General features: G+C 44.6%; 16 protein-coding genes. 6 read left to right on the forward strand and 10 right to left on the reverse strand.

The window, feature by feature from the left end; genetic code table 11:
* Positions 1–3: 3 nt before the first annotated feature.
* A complete protein-coding gene (locus A5878_RS13440) occupies positions 4–570 on the reverse strand; it encodes a GNAT family N-acetyltransferase (RefSeq protein ID WP_005228513.1) in 567 nt (188 codons plus the stop codon).
* Between the two features lie 93 nt (positions 571–663).
* Positions 664–1041, reverse strand: a complete 378-nt coding sequence (locus tag A5878_RS13445) for a VOC family protein (protein ID WP_005228512.1) — start codon at positions 1039–1041, stop codon at positions 664–666.
* Positions 1042–1177: 136 nt separating this feature from the next.
* On the opposite strand from A5878_RS13445, the gene nrdI reads away from it, so the two are divergent.
* Positions 1178–1627, forward strand: a complete 450-nt coding sequence (nrdI, locus tag A5878_RS13450; RefSeq protein WP_060791576.1) for a class Ib ribonucleoside-diphosphate reductase assembly flavoprotein NrdI — start codon at positions 1178–1180, stop codon at positions 1625–1627.
* Between the two features lie 41 nt (positions 1628–1668).
* On the forward strand, positions 1669–3318 hold the full coding sequence (locus A5878_RS13455) for a DNA mismatch repair protein MutS (protein ID WP_086295678.1): 1650 nt from the start codon (positions 1669–1671) through the stop codon (positions 3316–3318).
* Between the two features lie 67 nt (positions 3319–3385).
* Here A5878_RS13455 and A5878_RS13460 read toward each other — a convergent pair whose 3' ends face one another.
* The 5 genes from A5878_RS13460 to A5878_RS13480 all read right to left on the reverse strand — a co-directional run bounded on the left by A5878_RS13460 (position 3386) and on the right by A5878_RS13480 (position 9223).
* Positions 3386–5206 (reverse strand): LTA synthase family protein, encoded by a 1821-nt coding sequence (locus A5878_RS13460; protein ID WP_081091699.1) that lies wholly within the window; start codon positions 5204–5206, stop codon positions 3386–3388.
* A 192-nt stretch (positions 5207–5398) separates the two neighbouring features.
* On the reverse strand, positions 5399–6223 hold the full coding sequence (nadE, locus tag A5878_RS13465) for an ammonia-dependent NAD(+) synthetase (protein WP_060791409.1): 825 nt from the start codon (positions 6221–6223) through the stop codon (positions 5399–5401).
* A gap of 62 nt (positions 6224–6285) precedes the next feature.
* A complete protein-coding gene (locus A5878_RS13470) occupies positions 6286–7752 on the reverse strand; it encodes a nicotinate phosphoribosyltransferase (RefSeq protein WP_005228507.1) in 1467 nt (488 codons plus the stop codon).
* Between the two features lie 249 nt (positions 7753–8001).
* Positions 8002–8355 (reverse strand): DUF1827 family protein, encoded by a 354-nt coding sequence (locus tag A5878_RS13475; RefSeq protein WP_010749898.1) that lies wholly within the window; start codon positions 8353–8355, stop codon positions 8002–8004.
* On the reverse strand, positions 8342–9223 hold the full coding sequence (locus A5878_RS13480; RefSeq protein WP_060791410.1) for an HAD-IIB family hydrolase: 882 nt from the start codon (positions 9221–9223) through the stop codon (positions 8342–8344). The genes A5878_RS13475 and A5878_RS13480 overlap by 14 nt, the downstream gene beginning before the upstream one ends.
* Before the next feature lie 114 nt (positions 9224–9337).
* Here A5878_RS13480 and A5878_RS13485 point away from each other — a divergent pair, with 114 nt between their 5' ends.
* Complete coding sequence (locus tag A5878_RS13485) at positions 9338–10111, forward strand: MerR family transcriptional regulator (protein WP_086295679.1); 774 nt, start codon at positions 9338–9340, stop codon at positions 10109–10111.
* Positions 10112–10172: 61 nt separating this feature from the next.
* Here A5878_RS13485 and A5878_RS13490 read toward each other — a convergent pair whose 3' ends face one another.
* On the reverse strand, positions 10173–11090 hold the full coding sequence (locus A5878_RS13490; protein WP_010749901.1) for a LacI family DNA-binding transcriptional regulator: 918 nt from the start codon (positions 11088–11090) through the stop codon (positions 10173–10175).
* Between the two features lie 13 nt (positions 11091–11103).
* Positions 11104–11367, reverse strand: a complete 264-nt coding sequence (locus A5878_RS13495) for a hypothetical protein (RefSeq protein ID WP_005228502.1) — start codon at positions 11365–11367, stop codon at positions 11104–11106.
* Positions 11368–11560: 193 nt separating this feature from the next.
* Between A5878_RS13495 and A5878_RS13500 the strand changes: the two genes are divergently transcribed.
* The 3 genes from A5878_RS13500 to A5878_RS13510 all read left to right on the forward strand — a co-directional run bounded on the left by A5878_RS13500 (position 11561) and on the right by A5878_RS13510 (position 13684).
* Positions 11561–11809 (forward strand): helix-turn-helix domain-containing protein, encoded by a 249-nt coding sequence (locus tag A5878_RS13500; RefSeq protein WP_005234115.1) that lies wholly within the window; start codon positions 11561–11563, stop codon positions 11807–11809.
* A 176-nt stretch (positions 11810–11985) separates the two neighbouring features.
* Positions 11986–12921, forward strand: a complete 936-nt coding sequence (locus A5878_RS13505) for an ABC transporter ATP-binding protein (RefSeq protein WP_005228500.1) — start codon at positions 11986–11988, stop codon at positions 12919–12921.
* Positions 12914–13684, forward strand: a complete 771-nt coding sequence (locus tag A5878_RS13510; protein ID WP_005228499.1) for an ABC transporter permease — start codon at positions 12914–12916, stop codon at positions 13682–13684. Before A5878_RS13505 ends, A5878_RS13510 begins: the two co-directional genes overlap by 8 nt.
* A gap of 53 nt (positions 13685–13737) precedes the next feature.
* Here A5878_RS13510 and A5878_RS13515 read toward each other — a convergent pair whose 3' ends face one another.
* Positions 13738–15567 (reverse strand): glucose PTS transporter subunit IIA, encoded by a 1830-nt coding sequence (locus A5878_RS13515; protein WP_086295680.1) that lies wholly within the window; start codon positions 15565–15567, stop codon positions 13738–13740.
* Positions 15568–15705: the final 138 nt, after the last annotated feature.

Below are 15705 nucleotides of genomic sequence, written 5' to 3' on the forward strand. Positions count from 1 at the left end.
AAATCAGCTGGTTCTTTTTTGCATATGGTCGTATAGGTGGCCACTGATCTCTCTTTGGGCCACGACTTCAAAGCCATGCTTTTCATAGAGCCGCTTCGCATGGGGATTTGCTCGATCAACACTCAAGCCGATCACCTCATAGCCATCTCTAGAAGCAATTTTCGGCAACGCTTCTAATAAGGCTGAGCCGACACCTTTACCGCGAAATTTCTCAGCCACACAGATGGTATCTAAGTACCATTCATTTGGTAAGGTTTCTTCATCGATAAACAGCTTCATGTCTTTACTCAAACCGTACTGTTCCAGCACTTTATCTAGAGGCTGATCGATCGTCGCCTCTTCTTTGTCTGGGTATCCAAAGGCGACCCCAGCAACCTCCCCGTCAATCTCATTGACCAACGCACGGCGAAAGCCGTAACGATAGTCGGGTTCTAACATGGCATCTGCCAAGATCTCTAAGGTCTTTGCTTCACCGATCTCTTTGACAAAGGGCAATTCCATATCCTTTAAAATGACTAAAACAAGTTCAGCCATGACAAAGCGATCTTCTTTTTTTGCAAATCTTATCACGTTTTCTCCTCCTTGCTTCTATACATAGAATAACAATTCTTTCAAGAAAAACCAAGTTGAATCGACAAAGGATCCACACAAAGTTTTCCTTATTTATTCATGCAATTCCAACGGCAAGCCGTCTGGATCTTGGAAAAAGGTCATTTTCTTATTCGTAAAGGTATCGAAACGAATCGGTTCACACGCAATTCCTTTGGCGGCTAACTTTGCCACGACTGCTTCAATATTTTCTACCGCAAATGCCAAATGCCGTAAGCCAGCTGCTTCGGGAAAGCTTGGTCTTGCTGGTGGGTTTTCCACCACAAACAGTTCTATTTCTGATTCCCCAAAGCGCAGGTCGATTTTTACATCTTTCTTTTCTGGGCGCGCATGTTCACGAATCACTTCAAAGCCTAATTTCTCTACATAAAATTCTTTGGTCTGCTGATAATCACTGGCGATGATCGCCACATGATGCATTTTTGAAAACATTATTGCCACTCCTTTGTATTGGACTCCTCTCTCAGTTTAAAGCCTTTGGCTGCATTTTACTAGAAAAGACTGCCGAAGTTCTCCTCTTTTCATAAATGGTTTCTGTTATACTAGAAAGCGGAAGGTGATGAAAAAAATGAAACTACTTTATATTTCAATCTCTGGAAATACCCGTGCATTCGTCAACCGCTTGTTGGCCTATGCGGATCAGCAAGACACTCCGAGTACTTGGGAAGCCAAAGAAATTCATGACAATAGTGTCTTTGAACAAGAAGACGAACCTTATGTGGTTTTTGTCCCTACCTATTTAGAAGGTGGAAATGGCGTCGATAACGGCGATCAGGAGATTCTCACAGAAACCATGCGGGAATACATTGACTATGAAAACAACGCAGCTCTTTGCTTAGGCGTGATCGGCAGTGGCAACAAAAACTTCAATTATCAATATTGCTTGACCGCAAAGCAATATGCGGAGCAATTTTCGATCCCGTTCTTAGCGGATTTCGAGCTGCGAGGCACGACCCAAGATATTGAACGGATCTATGCTTGTTTGAAAGAAAGCGATCCTGCCCACAGCAACACTTAACTTTAGCCAGCATTCATTAGCCATTAGGAGGACTTTTGCATATGGAACCACAAACGATGGTCATTTTAATCATACTCGCCAGCATTCTCATCTTGACCGCATTAGATATCTGGAATCGATACAAAGTACGCCGTTACGTTCGGCTTGCTTGGGGAAAGCTTCCCCGTCAGCCCCGCTTTGATAAAGAAGCGAGTTTGAAAAAGGCTTGGCTGACTGAGAAGAAGTTTCACGATTTTGATAGCGAGGTCGATGACATCACTTGGTATGACTTGGATGGCTTTTCGTTGTTTGAGTCCATTAATCTGACGTTTTCCAGTGTTGGTTCAGAAGCATTGTACCAGCAATTACGCAATTTTCGCTTCAAGACGGACAAACAGCTGACCAAATTGATCGACTTTTTTGCTGCTGACAGTGCCGCACGCGAACAATCCCAATATACGTTTGCTCGTTTAGGAAAACAAGATGATAATTTTTCGAAAGCCTACTTGGCCAATGAAGCTGCGCAATCGATCGGCTCTCTGCCGTTCTTTGTCTTTTTAGGTGTGCTGCCGTTAGTCGGCATCTTGCTGCTCCTGCTGGGGTTTGTCCAAGGCATCCTGTTGACGTTGGTTAGTGTCGTTTTCAATACGATCTATTACTCCATCAAAAAAGCCAAGCTGGAAACAGAACTGAACAGCATGCGCTATTTGGTTCAAACGATTGCCTGTGGCAGTCAGATCGCTAAAATCAACACGCCCCTCCAAGATGAGATCAAACAATCCTTGGCACCATTAAAAAAGATCACTCGTTTCGCCTTTTCGTTTCGTGCCAAAAACGGCAGCGAAGGAGACATGTTGTTTGAATACATCAATATCATTTTTATGCTGCCGTTTATTTCCTATCAAACGGTCACTACTACCCTGGCAAAGCACCAACAAGCAGCCATCGATCTGTGGAATTTGCTGGGAAAATTGGAAGTCGCAGCCGCCATTTTAAATTTTCGCACGTATATGCCCATCACTTGCCTACCGACCTTCCAAACAAGCGGAGGTGTACAAGCAACGGGTACGTATCACCCGCTTCTAAGTGAAGCAGTCATGAATGATGTTGCTTGGACCCACAATACCCTCGTGACTGGCTCCAATGCCTCGGGCAAATCGACGTATGTCAAAAGCATCGCCATCAATTGCATTTTGGCACAAACGATCCAGACAGCAGTTGCCGAAGCCTTTACGATGGTTCCCGGTCATGTCATTACCTCGATGGCTGTCGAAGATGACTTGTTTGAAGGCGACAGCTATTTCGTCGCGGAAATCAAATCCATCAAACGCCTGCTAGACACCGTTGCCACGAACCAGCGCTGCTATTGTTTTGTTGATGAGATTTTAAAAGGAACCAATACGGTGGAACGGATCGCTGCTTCTGCCAGCATCATCCATTGGCTGCGAGCCTACCCATCATTGGCATTTGTCGCCACTCATGATATTGAGCTGACTGAAATTTTGAAAAATGATTGCCGCAACATTCATTTTTCTGAACAAGTCACAGAAGATGACGGCATCTCCTTTGATTACAAGATCAAATCCGGTCCTGCCTTGAGCCGCAACGCGATCGCCCTCTTAAAAGTCATGGGCTACCCTGAAACGATCGTTCAAGACGCCTATGCCGCCGCCAATGATTTTGATCAAAACCGTAAATGGCAGGATTTATAACTTCATACAAACAAAAGCGCCTTATCCTGTGACTAACACTGGGATAAGGCGCTATTTTACGTTTCATTTAGTCAAACAAACCAGTCGCTAAACTGTATTGCTCTCCTTGTAACACATCGTATTGGATCAAATTGTAGGCATCATAGATTTCTTGGGCTTCTTGATCCAACGCAAGGGTCGTCTGCCATTGCCCGCCTTGATAGTATTGACCCATTTCAAAAGCTGGCAGCTCATCTTGCAAGGCCAATAACAACTGGTAAAACCCGCTCGTTGGTTGGTCACTGGCTTCTAATAGGTTCGGCGCAAAGTAAAAGGGACTTGTTACTGGTACATCTTCTGGGGCAAAATTTCCTTGCGAATCGACCATCAAAAACTCCGTTTCATGCAGGGCAGCCGTTTCATTTTGCTCCTTGATCTCATCGGCATAAATGCCTGGTAAATGATCCCCCCAAAAGACAACCAGCGTTCGCCGATCCAGCTGCTCTAATTCAGCTACAAAGTTTTTCAATGCTGTACTGCTGTAGGAGATATCCTGCAGGTAGTTTTCCAAAGAAGCCATATTGCCCGGACCGCTTGCTTGGTAATTCAAGGTATCGTATTTACCAGCATACGGCATATGGGTCTGCATCGTTACTAAATGGACAAATTGCGGTTGCTGATCGTTTTCCAACAATGCCAGCACTTCTTTGTAGGCCGCCTCATCAGAAATATAAGGATTATTTTCGATTTTGTCGGTATAGGTCATCGTCTCTTGATCGATAAACTGTTCAAACCCCATCACGCCATAGACATCCTTGCGTTTGTACATCGATGTATCGTAAGGATGGATCGCCGTTGCCGTATACCCGGACTGTTCCAAGAAAGAAACCAAGGATGGCAGTTGCGTCAATTTCGGCACCAGCATCGTGTAAGGCGTTGTCATCTGTGGATTCAATAGGCCCATGGCAAAACCAGTCAACGCTTCAAACTCGATGTTTGCCGTACCGCCCCCATAATTTTGCGAAAGCATTTTTCCACTGATGGTTTGATCGGCGACGTGGTAATAGTCTTTCAACGGATCGCCGGTGATCGACAAGCCATTTAAATGGTTCGGGTCGGAAAAGCTCTCGCTCATTACATAGACGATATTTGGTGCTTCACTTTCACGGTCTTGATTTATCTCCGCAGCCTGTGCATTGTAGGTGTCCGCAATCGCTTGGATCGCTTCTTTTGAATACCCCTCAGGCTTCGTCATGGCATCTACCCGCAGGTTGTACAAAAACCCACCAATAAATCCCGTATTGTAGTAGTTCATTTTTTGTGAATACGGAATCCAGAGCGCCGTCTGATTGTAGGCTTTGCGTAAAAGGTTGTTGCTGTCATTGAAGTGAGAAACATAGACTAAGCCCAGCGAGCATACGACCAGCACCGCTCCTCGCATCACTTGCAAACGCAGGTTTAATTTGCGGCTGCGATAGATACTCCAGCCGATCGCCCCGATCGCCGCCAGAGCGAAGAGGATGGCTAAGAAAAAGGCGCCATTGCCGATCATGGTTCGTAGAAGGTCGAATTGAGTGACCATCTTTAAATCATCGGGATAGATTGGTTCTTGGCGATAGACCATCTTTGTGTGGTTGGCATACCCTAAGATTCCGATGACGACACTATAAAAGACGCCTCCGATCAGTACCGAACCTGCCAAGCTGGCAAACACCCCATACACCAGCAGTAGCACCCCACAAGCCAAGAAAAACTTTGCTGTATGCCACGAAAAGGCAAATTTCAGAGCTAATTCAACGGAAAGATTGTTTTGACACCATTGCAAATATAAATTACTGAAAATGATCAACAGGACGATGGCGATGCCTTTTAATGCGATCTTCAGATAAGGGTGGATATTTATTTTCACGAAGGAACATTCCTCCTTTTCTACACGTTCTAGGTACCCTCGTATTTTATGCTTTCGAGGCAAGAAAGTAAAGCCGAGGTAAGAAGCTTTTGTTATTTTTAAAGAAAGCAAGTCTCATAAAAAAAGAGTCTAAGGTTTCTTGCCCCCTAGACTCTTCTTTCTATCCGAATGGAACTCAATCACTGGTTTCGTTTATTTCCAAAAATCATCAAAAATCGTGACGGGCAAGTGGCGTTTGTGTCGCGTTTTGTTCCACCAGTTTTCAATGGTTTGTTGGGCTTCAGCCGAAATTTCCTTGCCTTCTAAATAGTCATCGATGTCGTTGTAGGTCACTCCTAAAGCTGCTTCATCTGCCACTAAAGGTTTGCCATCTTCCAAGTCCGCAGTTGGGACTTTTGTATACAACGCTTCTGGCGCGCCTAAGTATTGCAAGAGTTGACGTCCTTGGCGTTTATTCAAACGAAACAGTGGTAAGATATCGGCACCGCCATCGCCGTATTTCGTAAAGAAGCCGGTGATATTTTCAGCAGCGTGATCTGTTCCCAGAACAGCCCCTGCTTTTTCACCTGCAATGGCATATTGCGTGATCATCCGTTGACGGGCTTTGATATTGCCTTTGTTAAAGTCGGAAACCGCTAACCCTGCTTCTTCCACCGCTTGTACTTGCGCATCGACGGCGGCTTTGATGTTTACCCGCAGCTCAATGTCTGGTTGGATAAACGCTAGTGCTTTTTTGGCATCTTCTTCGTCTGCTTGTTCCCCATAAGGTAAGCGTACCCCTATGAACTGATAGTTGGGATTCCCGGTTTCGCTGCGCATTTCCTCCATCGTCAATTGCGCAAGCCGTCCAGCTAACGTCGAATCTTGTCCACCACTGATCCCCAAGACAAACGTATGCAAGAACGGATTCTTTTGCAGATACGCCTTTAAAAAATCAATACTCTTACGAACTTCTTCTTTCGGGTCGATGGTCGGTAAGACTCCTAATTCTTTGATAATTTCTTGTTGCATGGTCATAGAAACGCCTCCTCTTATTTTTTGAAGCAGCTGACTGATCCTAGGACCAGCGCAGTTGCGGATTACAAAATCGCGCCATTGGTTTGTTTACGTACTTTTTCAATCGTGCGCATTTTATGATCCCAGCATTCTTGCGAAAGATCGACTGGGTATTTCTGTGGATTCAAGTCACGTTTGTACTCGTCCCAAAGGGAATCCAAGCAATTCGTCGCATAGGCTTTGATGTGTTCTAAGTCAGGCACTTGATACACTTGCTGGCCATCCACAAAGATGTCTTGCAATAATGGTCGCGCATCAAAGTTCGTCACTGTTTTGTTGATAAAGGTATGAACAGGATGGAACATGAACAGTTCGTCTTCTGCTTGTGGATTTTCTTCCCATAGCGTGACATAATCGCCTTCTGACTTGCCGTCAGATTTACGGGTGATCCGCCAAACTTGTTTTTTCCCAGGAGTCGAAACCTTTTCAGCATTGCTGGATAATTTTATGGTGTCGATCATTTCTCCCTGCTCATTTTCGATGGCCACCAGTTTATAAACCGCGCCTAATGCCGGTTGATCGTAAGCGGTGATCAGCTTGGTGCCGACACCCCACACATCGATTTTCGCCTTTTGCATTTTCAAGCTTAGAATCGTATTTTCGTCTAGATCATTGGAAGCATAGACTTTGGCTTCCGTGAATCCCGCTTCATCCAGCTGTTCACGGACTTTTTTCGAGATATACGCCATATCGCCGCTGTCGATCCGCACACCTAAGAAATTGATCTTATCCCCCATCTCTTTGGCCACACGAATCGCATTTGGCACACCTAAGCGCAATGTATCATAGGTATCGACTAAGAATACGCAATCTTTGTGGGTTTGGGCATATGCCATAAATGCATCATAGTCATTGCCGTAGGATTGCACGAGGGAATGGGCGTGGGTTCCGCTGGCTGGGATGCCAAAAATCTTCCCTGCCCGCACATTACTCGTCGCATCTGCTCCGCCAATATAAGCCGCTCGGGTCCCCCAAATGGCTGCATCCAATTCTTGTGCCCGTCGTGAACCAAATTCCAACAAGGGATCCGTGCCGATCACGGATTTGATGCGGGCCGCTTTCGTGGCGATCAGTGTTTGGAAATTGACCATATTCAGTAACGCCGTTTCGATCAACTGTGCTTGTGCCAACGGCCCTTCTACTTGAATGATCGGTTCATTGTTGAAGACTAAATCGCCTTCTAACGCAGAACGAACGGTACAAGCAAACTTGAACTCCTTTAGATACTCTAAAAAGGCTTCTGGATAGCCGCCGATTTCTCGCAAGTAGGCAATATCCGTTTCTGAAAAGGATAAATCGTTCAAATAGTCGATCAATCGTTCCAGACCGGCAAAGATCGCATAGCCGTTTTCAAAAGGCATGTCACGGAAATAGCATTCAAACACCGCATTACGATCGGCTCTGCCTAACTCCCAATAGGTTTGCATCATGTTGATTTGGTAGAGATCGGTGTGCAGCGTCAAGCTGTCATCTTTAAATAATTTCTGCATGTTCTTACTCCCTCTAGCTTACTTCTTCTCATTATAGCAAAAAAAACACAAAAGACAGAAAATCTTGTTTTTTTCAAAAAAAAGTTGGGTTTTTGCTAGTACAAGGCAATCCATCTGAGAACAAATTGCTCAAAAGCATGGGTCAGCCTCCTACTTATTGGCGCATCATTCCTGCGCGCGTATAAGGTCGCCCCTTTGTTCAACGTTTGATTGCTCTTGCAACGTGCATGTCCCAACTTCTTTCAACTACTATTCTTTCACAGGCAATTGAACAAGAATGACATCTTTCCTCGGTTTAGAAAAGGTGATGCCTCTTGCTTCCATTTCTTTACGAATATTAACATTGACGGTCACGTCTTTGCGATCGACCTTCAGCAAACGATGAATCGCTGTGTCGACTTCTTCCCGACTGATTTTCTTTTTATTGTTGATCAATACTAAAGAAATCGTATCAAAACTATCCACATAGAGAATCTGCGTCCGATCAAGCGAGTACAATTTATAGTATTTGATCGCTATTTTGTCGAATAGATACTTGGAGATGTTCGGGTAAAAAGTTTCCATATTTAGATTTTGGTTTACTGGGGTTTCAATCAACTTCATGCACAACATCCTCTCTCGAAACTAATTCTGTTAAAATAAAGCGGCCAACACCGCCGTCTTCCGCGCGCTCAATGGTTCGATCACAAACTGCTTTGATCGCTGGGCTGGCATTTGCTACAGCCAAAGAAACATCCACCGCTTCAAACATCGCAAGGTCATTTTCACCATCACCGATCCCGTAGCTTTTGGCAGCGGGAAAAGCTTCTAAAAAGGAACGGATCGCGGCACCTTTGGTCGCCAATGGATCAACGATCTCCAGTGTTTGGACAAAGGATTGAAAAATCGCAGCCGTTTCTGATTGGATCATCGCCCGCAGCCGTTCTCTTTTTTCGTCTGACGCTTCCATCAGTTCGATTTTGATGACCTTTATCTCTGGATGTTCCTTCATAAACTGCAGCACGTCGTCTTTATGAAGACATTCGTTGTAAAAGAACTCATATTTGTAGTCAGCGATGATTTGTCCTCGCTCCCCTAACTCCGCGAGTAACTGCTTGCGGCTTTCTTGAAACTGCGCTTCATACAAATACGCTTGTGGGGAAATGATGCCATGGTCAGTATGTAAGAAATAAAAAACCTCTTCTGTTTCTAAGATACCAATCACTTGCGCCAATGTCTTATAGGGCAAGGTATGCGTCAAAACAGGCGCTTCTCCTTTTACCATCAGACCAGCGCCGTTTCCAAAAATCACATCGCAGGAAAGGCCTTCTTCCGCCATCATATCTTGAACAAGCTCAAATCCTCGCCCTGTGACAAACACAAAGTGATCCCCTTGGGCTTGCAAACAACGGATGGCTTCTTTATTGATCTCATGAATCGGGTGCCCCATTTCTTGGAACGTCCCATCAATATCAGAAAAAACTATTTGCATCTTATCTTCCTTTCTTTGTTATAATTATAGCACATTTTAAAAAACGCAAAAAAATTTTCTTGACTTTGTCGTTACGTCAACCTTTAGGATACAGGTGTAAGGAGGGAAAAGCCGATGGAATATACGATCAGTGCCTTAGCTAAACTGTCAGGAGTCAGCAGCCGTACCCTGCGGTATTATGATCAGATCAAGTTGTTACAACCGCAACGCACCAACTCAGCTGGTTACCGTATCTACGAGAGACAGGAAGTCGATCGCCTACAGCAGATTTTATATTTTAAGTCTTTTGGGCTGTCATTAGAAACAATCCGCGGAATCTTGGATGAGCCACAAGAATCGATCCAAATGGTCTTGTTGCAACATTACCAACAGCTTTTACAAGAGCGAGCAGCCCTGGACAGTCTTTTGACCACCTTGGCGCAAACAATTGATTATTATGAAGGAGAAAAGACGATGACCGATCAAGAGAAATTCCGTTATTTTAAGGAACAAAAAATTCGTGAAAACGAAGCGAACTACGGTGCCGAATTACGAGAAGCCTACGGTGAGGAAATCATCGAACAAAGCAACCAAAAGTGGCAGCAGATGACCCAAGTCGATTATCAAGCACTGACCGACAACGAAAACCGCTTATTGCAGCTGTTAAAAGAGCTATTGACTGAAAAGGAAGGGAAACGAATCCCTTCTGACAAAGCCCAAATGGCTTTTGCTGCGCATCAAGCATGGCTTAAACAAGCAGCGCCCTTTTACTCAGCAGAATATCACCGATCTTTAGGGGAAATGTACGTTCAAGACGAGCGTTTTACCGCCTATTACGATCAAAAAGCAGGCTTCGGCAGCGCGCAGCTGTTGAAACAGATCATTGACCATTACACCAAATCCCATTAAAAAAACGATGCGCAAGCACTGCCCGCTCAGGGGCACTGTTTGCGCATCGTTTCGTCTGTAGCTATCGTTTGATGAACTCATAGGGCATGCGATAGTTGCCGCTTTTTTCCATTACCGCCAATTGGACGGCGGTCTCCCCGCAAGCTTGCAAGTGATGATCGATCGTTGAAAGCTGCAGCAGCTCGCTGATGTATAGATTGTCCCGTCCAATCACGAGCCATTCTCCCGGCGCCTGCGACTGGATCCCAGCAGCAACATGATCCCCATTGGTGAAAATCGCTTCGACCCCTTTATCTGCAAAATAAGCAGCCGCTTCTTTGCCATCTTCTTCCGTCAAACAATCCCAAAAAATCAAGTCTTCGGAAAAGGTCGAAAAATAGTCATGAGCCAAACGGACCGTGATTTTTGAATTGCTGCTGAGCTTGCGGCTACGTCCCAATGTCACGCCGATTTTCTGGATGCCTTGTTCCTTAAAATACGTGAAGACCTCCTTGATCGATTCCTCTCGATCGATATAAGTGCAGCCGTCAGTCAAATACGAGATATTTTCACAAAAGACGATGCGTCCGTATGAACGATAAGGCAATAAGGTTTCGATCGGATTCGCCCGCGAGGTAATGATCAAAGCATCAAAGCTTTTCGCCGCAAATTCTTGCAAATATGCTTCCTCTACTTGCGGATCATAGTTCGTGGCTAAAAGAGTCACCTTATAGCCACGAGCAAACGCTGCTGTCGTGATGCCGCTCAATAATCGATCAAAATAGGGATGATTGACAAACGGCAGGATCACGCCGATGTTTTTGGTTTTGCCGACACTTAATGCCCGCGCCGTGTAATTCGGAATATAGTTGACCTCTTCCATGACAGCCAGGATCTTACGACGCTTTTCTTCACTGACATAAGGATTGTTATTAATGACTCGTGAAACCGTTGAGACCGAATAGCCGGTCAAGCGTGCAATATCCCGAATGTTTGCCATGACTCACTGCTCCTTAAACGAATAATTGTTCTTTCATATAGTCTATCACACTTAACCCACATGTATAAAATTCATAGTAATCGTTGTGATGGATAAATCCGATACGCTGAGACCCGAAGTGTTCATCACACGTCAAGTGACTGATCTCATCCACAGGAATTTCTACTAACCGTTCTTGAAAGAACCCTTTTGGCTTCGTCAATACCAGTTGTTGTCCATCAAATGCCAACGTCACATAACAACATTCCGCACCATTTTTCTTCATGTATGTATTCATGTTTCCATCCCGCCTTCCTTTTTATAAATCAAGCATACTGTATGAAACGCGTCTCAGAGCAAGTCATTTGTTTCGCTTTTTGACAAAAACCGATCGCCCTTCATGTGAATCACTTCGCATATTTTGCTTTTTTTGGTACAATAAAAAGAGAACAGTGCGAAAAAAAGCGCTATTTTTTAAGGAGGACCGCAAAGTGACATTAGAAGAAGCTTTTTTATTAGACACCTTGCGTTGCCGCTTCAAATTTTTAAGAGAAGAACGCGGATTGAGCCCAAAAGAAGTATGCCAGCATCTCGATGTGTCTTACCCCGATTACACCTTATACGAAGCAGGCGATCGCTTACCCGATGTATTGACGCTGCTACACGCAGCTTCCCTCTATAATGTTTCTGTCGATTACTTATTAGGACAGACAGAACGACCAGAACGGTATTTATGCTAACAATCGACTTTATCGAAAAAACGATCAAATGGTCGTTTTTTCTTTTGCCTCTTTCCCACTTTTCATCGATTAGCAACAATTGTTATCTAATCAAATGAAAAAAATCAAATCATGCGGTTCTTCTTGAAAAAAAATGATAGAATAAACCATCATACATAGAAGGAGTTCAAACAAACATGACCTATGCACTAGAACTAACCGATTTACGCAAAGTCTATGCTACCGGCGTTGAAGCGTTGCGGGGCATAAATTTGACGGTGGAAGAAGGCGACTTTTATGCCTTGTTAGGCCCAAACGGCGCTGGAAAGTCCACCACCATCGGCATTATCACCTCTCTTGTCAATAAATCTTCGGGAAGCGTCAAAGTCTTCGGCTACGATTTAGACAAAGAATTGGTCCAAGTCAAACAACAGATTGGTCTGGTTCCCCAAGAATTCAATTTCAATCCCTTTGAAACGGTCCAGCAGATCGTTGTCAATCAAGCTGGGTATTATGGTGTCCCTCGCAACGAAGCCATCAAGCGCAGCGAAAAATACTTGAAGCAGTCGAATTTGTGGGAAAAACGCAATGTTCGTGCGCGGATGCTGTCGGGCGGGATGAAACGCCGTTTGATGATTGCTCGTGCCCTGATGCATGAACCACGGCTATTGATTTTGGATGAACCGACGGCAGGTGTCGATATCGAATTACGGCGGGAAATGTGGAGCTTTTTGCGGGAATTGAACCAAAAGGGCACAACGATCATTTTGACGACCCATTATTTAGAAGAGGCGGAAATGCTTTGCCGCAACATCGGGATCATCCAATCTGGTGAACTGATCGAAAACACCAGCATGAAGTCCTTATTGGCAAAACTGCAATTTGAAACCTTTCTTTTTGATATCGCACCGATCAAGCAAGCACCAACGATCACTGGGTATCCGATCCAAATGGAAGATGAACAGACCATCGCTGTTGAAGTCGCTCGAGATCAAGGCGTCAACGATCTTTTTGCCCAATTCAGTCAGCAAGGGATCAATGTCCTCTCCATGCGCAACAAATCCAATCGCTTGGAAGAACTATTTTTGAAAATCACCGAAGAATCACACGAAGCGGAGGAAAACCATGTTTAGTCTTTATTTTACAGCCTTAAAAAGTTTAGCGGTCAAAGAGACCAACCGCTATTTACGGATTTGGGTGCAGACCCTCGTCCCACCCGTCATCACTACTTCCTTATACTTTATTATCTTTGGGAAAATGATCGGCAGCCGCATCGGCGAAATGGGCGGCTTTTCTTATATGGAATTTATCGTTCCTGGGCTGATCATGATGTCGACGATCACTAGTTCTTACTCTAACGTGTCATCTTCCTTCTTTTCACAGAAGTTTCAAAAAAACATTGAGGAACTCTTAGTGGCGCCGGTCCCTACCCACGTCATCATTTGGGGCTTTGTCTTTGGCGGACTTGGCCGTAGTATCTTGGTGGGCACATTGGTGACCATCATTTCCCTTTTCTTCGTCCCATTACATGTTTATTCTTGGGTCATCGTTGTCTTAACCCTTGTCATGACCGCCATCTTATTTTCATTAGCAGGGTTGCTAAATGGGATCTTCGCCCAATCCTTTGACGATGTTTCCATCGTGCCAACCTTTGTTTTACAACCATTGACCTATCTTGGAGGCGTCTTTTACTCCATCAGCATGCTACCGCCAATTTGGCAAACGATCTCCAAAGTCAACCCGATCGTGTATATGATCTCTGGTTTCCGTTACGGATTTTTGGGCACCATCGATGTCCCGATTTTCCTCTCCATCGGTATTTTGGTCTTGTTCATTGTCGTCTTATACAGCGTATGCTGGTACTTGATCCAAAAAGGCCGCGGGCTGCGTAGTTAATTGCAAAGAAAAAAAGATGAACTTCGTTAACGAAGCTCATCTTTTTTCTTTTATTAGGCATTCAAAACGACTTTTTCCAGTAATGCACCGGCTTGGTGTCTGCCTTCTAAATCAGTACTTCCAGAAAATTGTTGCACGCGATCCATGTTGGTGATCAAAACGATCACCATGGTTTCTTTGCCTTGCTGCTTGATAAACGGCAGATCCATTTGTGCCAGTTTGGTTTGCGGAGTTACTTGCTCCCCAGCTTTGACAAAGACTTCAAAGCCTTGACCGCCAAGGGAAACTGTATCGATCCCCATGTGCACAAGAACTTCAACGCCGTTTTGGGTTTTGATCCCGACGGCATGTTTTGAAGGGAACACAGTGGTGACTTCGCCACTGACTGGTGCAAAGATTTGGCCATCTTGTGACTCGATGGCATAGCCTTCTCCCATCATTTTCGTTGAAAAAACTTCATCTGGTACATCTTCTAATGGGACGTATTCACCATGGGTCACGGCATGCAGATCCACTTCGTTGGTGTAACGATCGCCTTCTGCTGCTTGATTTGGTACCAAGAACCAGCTCATGGCAAAAGATAAGCCGATCGCCAAGATGATCCCTAGAACGGCGTAGATAAAGTATTCCCCGATATAGGCTGGCAAACTAAAAATACTTGAAAGAATGTACCCATAAATACGAACACCGAAGAAACTGATGAAGGCAGAAGCCACAGAACTACCAACTGTTGCTGCGATAAAGGCTTTTTTATACTTCGACAAAATCCCGAATAACGCAGGTTCTGTGATCCCTAACAAGCCTGAAACCGCCGACGATAGAATGATCGATTTTTCTTCTTTGGTTTTGACTTTGAAATAAATAGCTGCTGTTGCGCCGGTGATTGCCATATTTGCCATAAACATCATTGGCATCAGCATATCATATCCTTGATTGGCAAAGTTTTGCAAAGCGATCGGGGTCATGGCATGATGCAGTCCCGTGAAGATTGCGATTGGTCGAATCGCCCCTACCACGATTCCTGCTAAGACAGGCGAGATAGTGAATAATCCAGCCACGCCAGCAGCCAATAAGTTTCCTAGATGGATACTGATTGGGCCAATGACCGTTAATGTCAAGATACCAGCGACAAACAACGAAATCGTCGGTGTAAACACGGTACGCAGCACTTGTGGTAAGAGTTTATCGACCCAACGGTAAATATAACTGAGCGCCAGCACGGCAAAGATAATGGGAATCACTGTCCCTGCATAGTTAAAGACGGGTACTGGCAATACGCCGAACAAACGAAAGGCGGAAATTGTCCCTTCGGCTACCGCATTGGTCATCGTTGGAAATTGCAGCGTTGCCGCGATTGCGATCGCTAAATATTGATTGGTTTTAAAAATCCGAGCGGCAGAAGCAGCAACAAAAAATGGCAAGAATGTGAATACGCCGCTCGCAATCATGTCGATCACTAAATAGGTATCTGTTTGATTAGAGATGACATTCAATGCCACCAATCCAGCCATCAATCCTTTGATCATTCCTGCGCCAGCGATAGCTGGAACGATCGGACCAAAAACGCCAGAAACGGTATCCATAAATAAGGAAACGGCTCCTTTTTTCTCTGATGTTTCCCCTTGGTTCGCTTCATCAAGTCCTAATTCTTTTGCTAAAGGTGCATAATAATCAGCAACATCCGTTCCTATCACTACTTGCAGCTGATTGCTTTGATATTTTGTTCCTACGACTTTGGGTGTTTTTTCTAACGCCGCATAGTCGACTTTTTTCTCATCCTTTAAATCAAAACGCAAGCGAGTCATACAGTGCCATGCATTGTTGATATTGTCTGATCCGCCAACATCTTTAATGATCTGTTTTACGATGTCTTCTTTGGTCATCTTTTTTTCCCCCTGTTGTTTGCTAACGGTCCTGATCCTTTTGACGGGCGCCCTTTCAGGTGTTTCCGTTTTCACACACATAGTAGCATGCTCACACAGACTTGTAAAACCAGTCCTTTTTTGATAAAACCAGAATAA

The organism is Enterococcus sp. 3G6_DIV0642 (assembly GCF_002140635.1).
Lineage (GTDB): Bacteria > Bacillota > Bacilli > Lactobacillales > Enterococcaceae > Enterococcus_D > Enterococcus_D casseliflavus.

Coding starts and splice junctions, on each gene's coding strand:
- A5878_RS13515 (WP_086295680.1), bottom strand. CDS start 15,567: ATGACCAAAGAAGACATCGTAAAACAGATCATTAAAGATGTTGGCGGA.
- A5878_RS13480 (WP_060791410.1), bottom strand. CDS start 9,223: ATGCAAATAGTTTTTTCTGATATTGATGGGACGTTCCAAGAAATGGGG.
- A5878_RS13485 (WP_086295679.1), top strand. CDS start 9,338: ATGGAATATACGATCAGTGCCTTAGCTAAACTGTCAGGAGTCAGCAGC.
- A5878_RS13445 (WP_005228512.1), bottom strand. CDS start 1,041: ATGTTTTCAAAAATGCATCATGTGGCGATCATCGCCAGTGATTATCAG.
- A5878_RS13505 (WP_005228500.1), top strand. CDS start 11,986: ATGACCTATGCACTAGAACTAACCGATTTACGCAAAGTCTATGCTACC.
- A5878_RS13470 (WP_005228507.1), bottom strand. CDS start 7,752: ATGCAGAAATTATTTAAAGATGACAGCTTGACGCTGCACACCGATCTC.
- A5878_RS13495 (WP_005228502.1), bottom strand. CDS start 11,367: ATGAATACATACATGAAGAAAAATGGTGCGGAATGTTGTTATGTGACG.
- nadE (WP_060791409.1), bottom strand. CDS start 6,223: ATGACCATGCAACAAGAAATTATCAAAGAATTAGGAGTCTTACCGACC.
- A5878_RS13475 (WP_010749898.1), bottom strand. CDS start 8,355: ATGAAGTTGATTGAAACCCCAGTAAACCAAAATCTAAATATGGAAACT.
- A5878_RS13490 (WP_010749901.1), bottom strand. CDS start 11,090: ATGGCAAACATTCGGGATATTGCACGCTTGACCGGCTATTCGGTCTCA.
- nrdI (WP_060791576.1), top strand. CDS start 1,178: ATGAAACTACTTTATATTTCAATCTCTGGAAATACCCGTGCATTCGTC.
- A5878_RS13510 (WP_005228499.1), top strand. CDS start 12,914: ATGTTTAGTCTTTATTTTACAGCCTTAAAAAGTTTAGCGGTCAAAGAG.
- A5878_RS13455 (WP_086295678.1), top strand. CDS start 1,669: ATGGAACCACAAACGATGGTCATTTTAATCATACTCGCCAGCATTCTC.